This is a genomic window from Rhodococcus sp. Leaf278 (assembly GCF_001426085.1).
Taxonomy (GTDB): domain Bacteria; phylum Actinomycetota; class Actinomycetes; order Mycobacteriales; family Mycobacteriaceae; genus Rhodococcoides.
Genome location: NZ_LMRR01000011.1, coordinates 120902 through 132470 on the forward strand (window position 1 = coordinate 120902; position 11569 = coordinate 132470).

Annotated in this window: 13 protein-coding genes and 1 pseudogene; 6 read left to right on the forward strand and 8 right to left on the reverse strand. The window is 64.0% G+C overall.

All coding sequences use genetic code 11. The features are described 5' to 3' along the window. A pseudogene (locus ASG84_RS28185) lies at positions 1-461 on the reverse strand (DUF222 domain-containing protein); the annotation flags it as partial. 349 nt (positions 462-810) lie between these two features. Between ASG84_RS28185 and ASG84_RS12645 the strand changes: the two are divergent. Continuing rightward, positions 811-1395 (forward strand): hypothetical protein, encoded by a 585-nt coding sequence (locus ASG84_RS12645; RefSeq protein WP_057477391.1) that lies wholly within the window; start codon positions 811-813, stop codon positions 1393-1395. Beyond that, positions 1392-1961, forward strand: coding sequence for a hypothetical protein (locus tag ASG84_RS12650; RefSeq protein ID WP_057477393.1), 570 nt, complete (start codon positions 1392-1394; stop codon positions 1959-1961). The genes ASG84_RS12645 and ASG84_RS12650 overlap by 4 nt, the downstream gene beginning before the upstream one ends. 518 nt (positions 1962-2479) lie before the next feature. On the opposite strand, the gene fmdA is transcribed toward ASG84_RS12650, so the two are convergent. Beyond that, positions 2480-3733, reverse strand: coding sequence for a formamidase (gene fmdA, locus ASG84_RS12660; RefSeq protein WP_057477397.1), 1254 nt, complete (start codon positions 3731-3733; stop codon positions 2480-2482). Between the two features lie 132 nt (positions 3734-3865). Between fmdA and ASG84_RS27425 the strand changes: the two genes are divergently transcribed. Continuing rightward, positions 3866-4153: an FmdB family zinc ribbon protein gene (locus ASG84_RS27425; protein WP_200936563.1), complete on the forward strand. Its 288-nt coding sequence runs from the start codon at positions 3866-3868 to the stop codon at positions 4151-4153. 42 nt (positions 4154-4195) lie between these two features. Then, positions 4196-5416 carry an FAD-binding domain-containing protein gene (locus tag ASG84_RS12670; RefSeq protein ID WP_057477400.1) on the forward strand — a complete coding sequence of 407 codons (1221 nt, stop codon included), beginning with the start codon at positions 4196-4198 and terminating at the stop codon, positions 5414-5416. Positions 5417-5421: 5 nt separating this feature from the next. Here the strand turns inward: ASG84_RS12670 and ASG84_RS12675 are convergent, their stop codons facing one another. The 3 genes from ASG84_RS12675 to ASG84_RS27930 are packed head-to-tail and all read right to left on the reverse strand — an operon-like array spanning position 5422 to position 8113. Next, a complete protein-coding gene (locus ASG84_RS12675) occupies positions 5422-6195 on the reverse strand; it encodes a DUF4097 family beta strand repeat-containing protein (RefSeq protein ID WP_057477402.1) in 774 nt (257 codons plus the stop codon). Beyond that, on the reverse strand, positions 6192-6848 hold the full coding sequence (locus ASG84_RS12680; RefSeq protein ID WP_057477404.1) for a response regulator transcription factor: 657 nt from the start codon (positions 6846-6848) through the stop codon (positions 6192-6194). Before ASG84_RS12680 ends, ASG84_RS12675 begins: the two co-directional genes overlap by 4 nt. Further along, entirely contained in the window at positions 6839-8113 is a 1275-nt protein-coding gene (locus ASG84_RS27930) for a sensor histidine kinase (protein ID WP_082520955.1), read from the reverse strand. The genes ASG84_RS12680 and ASG84_RS27930 overlap by 10 nt, the downstream gene beginning before the upstream one ends. 135 nt (positions 8114-8248) lie before the next feature. On the opposite strand from ASG84_RS27930, the gene ASG84_RS12690 reads away from it, so the two are divergent. Together ASG84_RS12690 and ASG84_RS12695 are read left to right on the forward strand one after the other, a co-directional pair. Further along, on the forward strand, positions 8249-8881 hold the full coding sequence (locus ASG84_RS12690) for a hypothetical protein (RefSeq protein WP_057477406.1): 633 nt from the start codon (positions 8249-8251) through the stop codon (positions 8879-8881). Positions 8882-8919: 38 nt separating this feature from the next. Next, entirely contained in the window at positions 8920-9102 is a 183-nt protein-coding gene (locus ASG84_RS12695) for a hypothetical protein (RefSeq protein ID WP_235581644.1), read from the forward strand. Here ASG84_RS12695 and ASG84_RS12700 read toward each other — a convergent pair. From ASG84_RS12700 to ASG84_RS28190, 3 genes are all read right to left on the reverse strand, one after another. Further along, a complete protein-coding gene (locus tag ASG84_RS12700; protein ID WP_057477410.1) occupies positions 9090-9920 on the reverse strand; it encodes a MerR family transcriptional regulator in 831 nt (276 codons plus the stop codon). The two genes, ASG84_RS12695 and ASG84_RS12700, sit on opposite strands and share 13 nt — an antisense overlap. Positions 9921-10013: 93 nt before the next feature. Next, positions 10014-10220: a GNAT family N-acetyltransferase gene (locus tag ASG84_RS27750; protein WP_057477411.1), complete on the reverse strand. Its 207-nt coding sequence runs from the start codon at positions 10218-10220 to the stop codon at positions 10014-10016. Next, positions 10163-10309, reverse strand: coding sequence for a hypothetical protein (locus ASG84_RS28190; protein ID WP_156399497.1), 147 nt, complete (start codon positions 10307-10309; stop codon positions 10163-10165). Before ASG84_RS28190 ends, ASG84_RS27750 begins: the two co-directional genes overlap by 58 nt. Positions 10310-11569: the final 1260 nt, after the last annotated feature.

Consider the following 11569-nt stretch of genomic DNA (forward strand, 5'->3'; position numbering starts at 1 on the left):
CGGGTGCAGGCGTAGCCCACCAATTGCTGTTCGGCGAGATCACGGGTCTGCGGATCCACACTGGCCGGCAAGTGCTTGAAGAATTCGCGGATCATCTGCACGTGTTTGGCATCGAGCAAACCCGCCCGCAGCGCTGCCGCGGTATGCGGCAACAGGGGCGGCAGGACCTCACCGGACAGCGCGGTGCGATCCCCCAACTCCGCAGCCAGACGCACCCGCGCCCCGGCCGCGCGTGGGGTGATCCGCAGCATCCATGCCACCGAGCACGGTACCGAGCCGGGATACACATCGAGGCCGCGCTGATCGATCAGCTCGTTGAGCCAGGTGTACGAGTACGCCGTCAGCGACCGCGACACAGTTTCGATGCGTTGGATCACCGCACGCCGGTCGGCGTTCGTCCACGACACCGACCCCTGCCCGGCCAACTCCGCCACCGCGGACTCGACCCGATCCACCAACACCNATGCGTTGGATCACCGCACGCCGGTCGGCGTTCGTCCACGACACCGACCCCTGCCCGGCCAACTCCGCCACCGCGGACTCGACCCGATCCACCAACACCGACAGCGCGGGATCGGACACGACCGGGGGAGGCGGCACCGTCTCGATGCCGTCCACCCCTGATCCGCCGTCCCCCGAAAGCATGATGAGAATCTATCGCGACCCACCGACAGGTTTTCGAACACGCGTTCCCAACTGACTCTTACCACCGCGAGTAGTCCGATCCACCGGGTTGGTCGGTAGCGTCGTGGCAACGCATCAGATCGCGCCCAGGATCAGAAAGCTCGGTATCGACAGGGAGGGCACACCGTGACCGTGCGACCGTCCGACGACGCAACTGCCGCCGATTGGCTCGTCCGCGCTGACCGCGATTGGTGGGATCTTGTCACCAGGGGCCCACTGGGGTACGAGAGCTACGCGCGGCTTCGGTTCATCCCAGATCCGACACACCCGACTCAACGCGAGGGCGAGGCCGACGTTCCGTACGACGAGCGCACGGAGACAGACCAATTGGCGATAGTCGTCGCGACACTGGCGAAGCACACGACGACGCCACTGGACTGCTACTTCTGTGTGTGGGAGGGATGGGGCGGTCCAACGGTTCGGGGTGCCGCACGAATCAACCTTCCCGAACGGGGAGCGTTCCTGTTCCGTGGACCTGCGCTGGACCTACTACGCTGGGAGCAGACACTCGATCCCCCGGTGTCCGAGAGTCTGCCGATTCCTTCGTTCGTCTGGCCCGCCGACCGCGCCTGGTGCATCGCCAACGACGTCGACCCCCACTTCGCCACCATTGGTGCCAGCTCATCGGCAATACAGGACGTTCTCGCCGACCGTCGAGTCGACACGGTCGTCGACGACCCTGCCAGCCCACAACCCTGGTACAGCCATTGAGCACCGCCAGCACAGAATGGTCGAACGCCGATCTGCAACAGGATGTCTCGGAGGCCGGGTGGGTGAACGACAGCCTGAAGGTCGTCCCCCAAACCACGGTGGGCTCGCTGGTCCCCACGATGTTCGACGCCTACGCCCGCGTCCAGTATCCGCTACGCAACTCCGAACACGTTGGCCGCTGGCATGTTCAGCTGACAGCCATCATCGAGGTACTCGCTCGAAGCACGAATACACCGAACGAATGCTGGTTCGCCATCTGGGAAGGCAACACCGCACTCGACGACATTCGCGATTGCGCACCGACCGCAGACATCGCCGGCTACAACTATTTTCTGATGAAGGGATCGGTCTCACGCGCAGCGGACACCCTCGGTGGGTTGTCGCCCAATCTGTGGTGGCCCGCCGACCACGCGTGGTGCGTGGCCCAACACTTCGACTTCCCCTGTGCGTATCTCGGAGGCAGCGAAGATACGGTCGCCGACATTCTGGCGCTCACCGAGCTCGAATCCTCGCCAGTCCGCGTCGACCAGATCATCACTGCGAACTACGACGAGCGAAACGACTGAGTCGCCTCGACCCCTGACCCAACGGTCTCGACAACCGATGCCTTCCATCGAACCCCGAATCCCGCAGGTACTGAATCCCGTTGGTGGTACTCCAGCACACCGCTGTACGTCACACTGAACGCGCCGGGGTGGCGAGTCGGGATCAACTGCCGGCGTTGCACGAGAACGCCCGTCCGATCCACGACGCGGAGACTGCCGCGCGGTTTCGAGCGAAAGTCCAACCACAGGTATCTATCCCACACCAGGCAACCGTGCAGAATCACATCACCGACCAGGCCACCATCAGCCATCATCGTGGTAAATCCGTCGCCGAGGTGTGCTATCCACTCCGTTCGGCCATCCACAGTCACAGCCTCGACACGAGCCGGCACGTCACTACACACCTCAGCGGGCAGGTCCATCCGGTCGGGCGACGCCCAGTACGTCGTGGGCGAGCACACCGCACCGACGCCAGGCTCATCGGGCCACGGTTCCATGTCTTCGAGCATCCACAGTTGCGACATATCGAGCCAAGTCGATCAGAACTGTGCCCGGGGAGCCCCCATTCCCGGGTCGATTTGGAACGGACCGCTGGCCGAGGGAGCTATCGGGAAATCGAAGATCGCAGTGGGGATGTACACCGTGGCACAGGAATTCGGGATATCCACCACCCCGGACAGGCGTCCTTCGATCGGGGCCGAGCCCAGTAGCAGGTACGCCTGCTCGGGGCTGTAGCCGAACTTGGTGAGGTAGTCGATCGCGTGCATACACGCGTTTTGGTACGAGAGGTCGGAGTCCAGATACTTCTGCTCCCCGTCGACGGTCACCGAAATGCCGGAGAAGGCAATCCATTCCGAGTACTGCGGTGCGGTGTTGCCGGGCATGAAGATCGCGTTTTCGCTCACCCCGTAGGTCTCCATGCCACCCTTGATCAGGTCGACGTGCAGGTCCATGAAGCCGCCCATTTCGATGGCTCCGCAGAACGTGATCTCGCCGTCTCCCTGTGAGAAGTGCAAGTCTCCGAACGACAACTTCGCCCCCGGCACGAACACCGGATAGAAGACGCGAGTGCCCTTGGTGAGGTTCTTGATGTCCTGGTTTCCGCCGTTCTCACGGGGTGGTGCGGTACGCGCGGCTTCACCTGCTACGCGGGAGAATTCGTCACCGCTGAGTGAACCGAGGATCGCACCGTCCAGTTCGGGAGCGAGTGCCAGCGGCGGTACGCGGTTCGGGTCCGTGGCGATCAGCGCACCTTCCCGGGCGTTCCATTTGGCCAACAGGGCAGCCGACGGCGCGGTACCCATCAGCCCGGGGTGGGTGATTCCGGTGTACTTCACGTGCGGGACGTGGCGAGACGTGGTGGTCTGCCCGGAAAAATCCCAGATCGCCTTGTACGCATCGGGGAATCGATCGGTGAGGAACCCCCCGCCGTTCTGCTTTGCGAAAATTCCCGTGTAACCCCAGCCCTGCCCGGCCAACGGACCCGAATCCTCCTGCGGGATCGGACCGACGTCGAGAATATCGACGATCAACAGATCACCGGGCTCCGCACCTTCGATGTGGAACGGCCCGGACAGCGTGTGCACGTTGTTGAGCGGCGCATTCAGGATGTCCTCGGCCGAATCGTCGTTGCGGATGGCCCCGTCGAACCATTCGCGGCAATGCGCTCTGAAAGATGTGCCGGGTTTGACCGTCACCGCCGCCGGGATATCGGGGTGCCATCGGTTGTGGCCGACGATCTCCTGTTCGGTGAAACTCTTGGTCGAGTCGAGCGGAAACAGCAGTTCGGGCACGAGGCACCTCCGGTTGCGCGGAATTCTCCCGTCCTGATCATTGCACCGATGTGGCCCTCCCGGTCGGTTCTGGCACGTAAATCTTGTATGACGTTGTGCCGTAACACTGCTGATCGCGCTACTCTCGAATGCGTGCCCACCTACAGCTTCCGCTGCGCACAGCGTTGCACTGCCGTCGAGCAGCGATTCTCGATGGCCGATGTGCCCTCCGAGATCCCCTGCCCCGAATGTGGCGAGGCCGCCGCACGGACGATTTCCTCGCCTGCCCTCGGCCGAGGAAACAGCGCTGCGATGAAGGCGCACGACGCCTCACGCGCCACTGCCGATTCACCGAAAGTGGTCTCCTCCATCCCGCCGCAGGGCCGGACCGCTACTCGAACCACATCGAACCCGCTCCATCGCCGCCTGCCCCGCCCCTGACAGCCGCGTTTCCCTTCCGGGCCGACGGGGAAGTCCGATGGCATGCCCGAACTGCCCCCTCCCCCGTCCATCGCCGACGGTGCCGCCACCGACGACGTCGTCGCCTGGGTTGCCGAGCATCTGGGCGATCTGACGCGCGAGGGGCCGAACGAGATAAGCCCAGGTGGCATTCGTGGTGGGCAGTCGGCCGCCGACGTCGCGCTGGCTGGGCTGGACATCACCGGCTACGCCCGCGACAGGAGCACCGTTCTTCCGGTGAATCGCCGCGGCGCAAGCCGCATGTCGCCGTACATTCGCCACGGACTGCTGACGCTACGAGAAGTCTGGGACGCGGTATCCGACGCTCCCCCACGCGACCGCTCCCGGTACCGCGACGAGCTCATGTGGCAGGAATACGCCCGCCATCTCTACGCACGGGTCGGCACCGATCTGGGGCGTTCGCTGCGTCGTGAGCAGCCGCGACCGCAAGGCTGGGCAGCGCAGCCCTGGGCCGAGGAGATGAACTGCATGTCCTCGGTAGTGGATGAATTGCACGACGATGGTTGGCTGGTCAACCAAACTCGCATGTGGCTGGCCTCCCAATGGGCAGTCCGCGCGGGAGCAACGTGGCGCGACGGCGAGGACGAGATGTTCGCCCACCTGCTCGACGGCTCGCGCGCCGCGAACCGCCTCGGCTGGCAGTGGACCGTCGGCACCGGAAGTGGAAAGGTCTACGGCTTCAGTCGATGGCAGGTGAACAAGCGTGCACCGTCTCTCTGTCGTAACTGCGCTTTGAAAGATGCCTGCCCCATCGAGAATTGGCCCGACGACGATCTCGGACCAACGGTCGACGGACCCGACCTGAACAAGGGACCGGTACCCGCAGGTCCGGATCACGTGGAAGGTGCTGGTGCAGAACAGGTCTGGCTGACGGCCGAATCGCTCGGAACCGCCGACCCCGCCACGGCTGCGAATCCCGAGCGCCCTGCCGTCTTCGTGTTCGACGAACCACTGCTGCGGAAGCTGAGACTGTCCGGGAAACGATTGGTCTTCCTCGCCGAGACGCTCGGCGAGATCGCGTCGACCCGCCCGTTGGAGGTACGTCGAGGCCGAGTCTCCGACGAGCTTTCCGGACGGTCTCTGGCCGCCACCTGGGCACCCGTTCCAGGCTTCTCCCGCATCGCCGACGCCATCGCCCCGGTCGAGTTGCATCCGTGGCCGTGGCTGACGCGTCCCACCACATCCTCGGTCCGTTCGTTCAGTGCGTGGCGCCGCAGCCACTGAGCCGGCTAACGCCGCTCGACCGAGATCTGACCTTCCTCACTGGTGATCGAGACTGATCTCGGCGAACTCGGATCGTCGACGACGTCCGTCTCGACGTCCCCCTTCTCCGACGACGCGTCCACGTTGTAGAATTTGGCCGCCGGAAGCTGGATCATGCTGTCCCCCATCGTGTTCTGCACGAGCACTGAATCCGGTGGAACTCGCGAGTCCAGAACGACCTGACCGAATGTCGTGTCGACCTCGATCGCAGATACAGCTGCATCGGTGATGTCCACATCACCGAATCGCGTGGTCACATCCAGGGTTCCTGCAACTCCACGAGCGATCACCGCCCCGGACGTGGTCGTCACCGACGTCTGCGCATCCACGTTCGACAGAACGACATCGCCCGCCATCCCGTTGATATCGAGCACCGACCCCGCGGGAATCCGAAGCTCGACATCGACGTCGCAGCTGCCCCGATCTCGGTTCGAGCATTCCACCGCGATCTTCGATCCGTCGTCACTGATATCGACCGTCGGGATATTTCCCCGGTAGGAACCGTCGGCCTGCACGTGCAACTCGGAATCAGGGCTCGTCGATACGGTCACATGGGCAAACCTCGTCGTGAATGCGAGGTTGTTCCCGGACACGGCATGGTCTTCTGCGTAGTCGAAAGACTGCATTTTCGGCAGACTGAAGCCGTACGCGATCGCTGCCGTCGTAGCTGCACCAGCGGTGCCGACGACGACTACGGCAACCCCTACTGCAACGGTATTGCGCCACAACGCTTTCTTCATCGAATAGCTCCCAGGTATCGTAGAACGGCCATGACGCGGCGATGGTCAGCGCTGTCTCCGAGCAGACCGAGCTTGGCGAAGATGTTTCCGATATGCTTTTCGACAGCTGCCTGACCGACAACCAGCGCGGCCGCGATACCGGCGTTGGACTTGCCTTCCGCCATGGCCGTCAACACTTCTCGTTCCCGCGGCGTCAACGAATCGAGTGGATCCGATCTCGGCGCGCGAGCCAGAATCTGCTGCACCACCTCGGGATCGATGACCGTGCCGCCGTCGGCAACGGTCCGCACGGCATCGGCGAAGTCGTCCACATCGGCGACCCGGTCTTTCAACAGGTAGCCGACACCGTCGGTACTCTGCCGGATCAGCTCGGCTGCATACCGTTCCTCCACGTACTGCGAGAGCACGAGAACACCTACGGCGGGCCATCGTTGGCGAATGACCAACGCCGCGCGCAGACCCTCGTCCAGAAAGGTGGGCGGCATGCGCACATCGATCACGCACACGTCGGGGAGCGGGTCGGCAGCGGACATCGACGCGAGTAGCTCCGACGCGTCGGCCACCTTGCCGATCACGTCGGCTCCACTGTCGATCAGCAATCGAGCGACACCCTCTCGCAACAGAACCGAATCGTCGGCGATGATCACTCGCATGGGATGGTCACCTCCAGACTTGTCGGACCGCCGGTCGGTGAGCTGACCGACAAAGTGCCGTCGATTCCGCTGAGCCGATCCGCGAGACCGGCCAAGCCTCCGTTCGGAGCGATATGCGCACCGCCACAACCGTCGTCGACAACCTTCACGTGCACGGCGGACTCACTCCTCGTGACGTCGACTCGAACGCGGCCGGCGTTCGCGTGTTTACTGACGTTGGTCAGGGCCTCCGAGACGACGAAATAGACCGTCGCTTCGGCGGTGGCGTCCGGGCGTTGCGGTCCGGACAGAGCCGGGTCAACCTCGATCGTCACCGGCACCGAACACAGGGCCGCGACGGACGACAGCGCCGCATCGAGTCCTCGGTCGGTCAGGATCGGCGGATGCAGGCCACGCGTGAGAGTTCGGATCTCACCGATCGCATTCTTGGCTTCCCGGTGCGCGTCGTCCAGCAGTTCCTTCAGCACCGGATCGTCGTCCGCCGACACTCGCGACTTCGCCTGCCCCAGCGACATAGCCACCGAGACCAGGCGCTGTTGGGCCCCGTCGTGCAGGTCGCGTTCGATGCGGCGGCGCTCGGCATCTGCGGCGTCGACGACCCGTGCCCGACTCACCGTCAGCTCGTCCACCCTTCTACTCGATTCGGACTGTCCGAGAAGCGCAGTGGCACTCCACCAGTCGAGTCTCGCCAAGCCGGTCACCAGCAAGGGCAACCCTGCGACGAAAGTGGCCAGAGAAGCGACGCCGACCAGTGCGACGAGGGGGTAGCCCACCCGATCCCCGATCTCGAGCTGATTACCGACCGGATTCGTCACGATCCACGCGAACGGTGCCGCAGCGAGAACGGGCAGAACCAGAAAGAGTGCGGGCAGCAGGAACACGAGGACCGCCGAAACGGGAATGCGAACAAGCCAGTAACACAACGACTTCCACAGCCCGACGTCGCGGACGCACCAGACGAGCTTGCGCCAGCTGGTGGGATAGACGGTCACCGCAGGTCCCTCGATGGTTATACCGCTGGTGAAACCGATTCCGGCTCGAGCGGCGATATCCATCCATCGAAGCACCACAATCGTCAGCACGAAAACCAGCACTCCGCTCAGCGCAAACGGGAGTGCGCAGACAGCGAGAATCAGCAGACCCAGGACCATCCAGCCGCCGAGGCCGGCCAGCGTCGACGCCAGTAGCGAACCCAGTGCCAGCCACCAGTGGGGAGATATCCAGGCCCTGAGCGGATTCAGGGGAATCGGAAGTGCCTCGTTCATGCGGATCAGCCTAAGGCGGCGCTCGCCGACTTGTCCCCACTGTGAACCCACGGCTCATGGTAGGGCGCGCACTACCATCGATCGGTGGGACGACCGTGGTGTTTCCCTTTCCACGGACGAGAATATTCGACGGGTATGAACCTCAACCTATTCGACGTCGATCGCCTCTCGGCCGTGCCGGTCTGGGTCGTCCTCGCAGGTGTCGTAGTGCTACTGGCCTTCGAATCCGGCTCTCTGCTCGGTCTTTTCACGCCCGGGAACAGTGTGCCGATCACGCTGGGAGTACTGACGTCGATAGGCGTCGTACCGTGGTTACCCGCTGTCGTCAGTGCGGCGGTCGCGTCGAGCATGGGGGCACAGTGGGCGCTCTGGCGCAGTCGCCGCAGCAAAACGATTCTCGGGTCGGGCCGGATCGAGTCCGCGTTGCCGCGCACGCTGACACGGGTGGTCCTCGGAGTGACTGCCTCGGCGCAGTCACGACCACGCGCGGTGGCGGCCGCAGGACACCTCGTCGGGGGCATCCGCACCATCGCCCCTCGACTCGTCGCTGCCAGCACCCTGCGGCGGCGCGAATACGCGGTGATCAGTCTCGTCGCGGCCGGAGTCTGGGCCACCGCTCTGGTCAGTGTCGGTGCCTGGCTGGGCGACCACACTGCCATCCGGACCGCACTGGGATACGCCTGGATTCCGGCCGTCACCGTCGTGGCTCTCACCCAGCTCAGGCGTCGAACACGCTGGTCTTCTCCCGAACTTGTCGGAGCCCGGTGATATCAAGGATGTAGAAGAAACGACAGAAGGGAATTCGCGTGTCCACCAGCTTCGATACTTGCCACGGCACACTCGTGATCCACGCGGTCGGCGGTGCGGAGTGCACGGAGCCGGACTGCGTGGACCTCGAGTACGTCCGCCACTTCCTGGTGCTCGAGTGCGAGGAGATCACCGGCGGTTGCCAGTGCACGGCGCTGGTGGAGCTCGCTCAGGCGTCCTGACGCCGGGTCACCGGCTGCTGAAGCTCGGTAACCCAGTTTTCTTGCGGCTGCGGCTCCGACACCAGGTAGAACTCCCGGCAGACACCGGAGAGTTCGTAGCCGTTGGTCTCGATCCACGCCATGAACTGCTCCCACGTTTCACCGATCGTCGCCATCGACCCGTGGTGCACGGTCGTCGCAGCCAGATCGACCGGAGGCAGTTCCCGGACCTCGTATCCCTCACCGGCCACGACTTCAGGCCCGACCTCGAACGCCGCGTGCACAGTGATGCCCGTGCCCTCTCCATCGTCGACGGCCTCGTACATGGCGATCGACGATGGCCCGAACTTCACGCCGTGTTCGGCGAGCGTCTGGGCGAGTCGGGCATACATCGGGCCGATCACCGGCCCGATGTTCTGCGGTCCGAAACCGCCGGCAGTCTCGGTGACGGCAGCAATACGAGTGGTCGGCAACGACTTGGTGTCCACGGTGATCATCGAAATCCCTTCGGTGTGGGAGAGCCGCGCATCGATTCGACGCAGGCGAGCGGCGTCGAGATCGAGTCGACGAGCGACATCAGTGCGCTTGGCGGCGAGCATTTCTCGCAACCGATCGCCATCGACTCGGCCGTGCACGATCTGCGTCACCTCGTCGAGCCGGAACCCGAGGTCCTTGAACATGAGAATGCGTCCCAGGACCTCGAACTGCGAGCCGTCGTACGAGCGGTATCCGGTGAACGGATCCACCCGTGCAGGCGTCAACAACCCGATCTCGTCGTAATGCCGAAGCATGCGGACCGAGACCCGGCCGATCGATGCGAACTCTCCAATGCTGAACATGACCCTTCGAGACTCCCGTCTCACACTGTGTGAGGGTCAAGTGTCGCGCGCCGAGCGCTCTCGATCCAGCCAGAACAGCTTCCGATCGGAGAGTCAACGCGCGACGCTGATCCGATATCTGACAGTTGCTCCCTGGCGATCGAGCAGCTCACCACCTGCCCGTTCGATTGTCGCGATCGACGCACTGTTGTCGACCTCGCACACCGCAGTGATGTCCGAGAGCCCCATTTCTGCGGCGACTTTCAGCATGCCGACGATCGCGCGTGTGGCAACTCCGCGGCCACGGTCGGACGGTCGCACCCCATAGCCGAGATGACCCAGCCGCCCCACTCGTCGCGCGCATCCCGCCACGCCGCGGCGAGATCAGCGGAGGGAACGACAAGGTCCACCGGCAGACGGTAGCACCGGTTTCAGGCAATCCCCGTCGGATAGTGCAGCGCCAATCCCGTCTCTCCGACCCCGAGTTCGAGGATCGCCCATTGACGTGGGTCGAGCGCCAGAAGGCCATGGTTGGACACGATCAACGAGGTTCCTCGGAACGCGACCGACGCAGGGGTCGAGTAGGGAATCGAGCGGATCACGCGATCCACCAGAGTCGGTAGCTCGGCCACCATCGCGCCGTTGTTCGGGTCGACCACCTGGATCGAATTGATGAACGGGTTCGAGATCGGCAGATAGATGCGACCGCTCGTTCCGATGGCCATACCGTCACCCTGCGCGACTACCGCCACCGTCTCCAGAACACCCGGCCTACCGTCGGCCATCACGGGAAGTCGATGGACAACACCGCGACCGAACGATTCGACACGCGGCACCAGAGATGCCGTCACGACGAAATTCAGTCGTCCGGCAGCGTCGAACTGCATACCGTTGACACTGTAGACCGACGCGAAATCTTGGTTTTGATACCAGATTTGGGCAGCTCCACCACCTGCAGGAACCTTCCAGATGATGGCCTGGTTCAGGTCGCTGACGTACATGGTTCCGTCGGGGGCGAAGGTGGCCCAGTTGGGCCAGGCGGGCCGGTCGATGGGCGACGGTTCGCAGGGCACACCTGCGGCCCCAGTGCATGTCGGCAGATTCGCGAATGTCGCGTAAACCGATTGCGTTCCGGTCGCGNGGCCGGTCGATGGGCGACGGTTCGCAGGGCACACCTGCGGCCCCAGTGCATGTCGGCAGATTCGCGAATGTCGCGTAAACCGATTGCGTTCCGGTCGCGGGATCGATCCGCACTGCCCGGGCACCCGAGTAGTCGAGGGCGTACACCCGGCCGTCMCCGTCGAGAGTGATCCCGTTGACGCCGTGCTCGGCAGGTTCGTGATCCATCAGGGTGTAGGTAGCGAGCAGTCGGCCGTCCGAATCCCAATGCCACACGTCAGCAGACGAATTCGGTCGATTCGAACCCGACCACAGGCTGCCGTCCACGGGGTCGACTGCCATTCCCTCGGGCTGCCCCGGCAGCGGAACCACAGCGATGTCTCTGGTCTGCCCGTATCCGAGGGGCTCGGGCGTACGGACCGGTTCGGTCACTGCCTCGGGCACGCCGACGATGCAGATCGCAAGCGCCGAAAGCACGACCGTCCAGGTTCGGCGCAGATTCATCGGGGCGCGATGGCACCGAGGAAGGACGTGGTCCAGATTGCCGAATT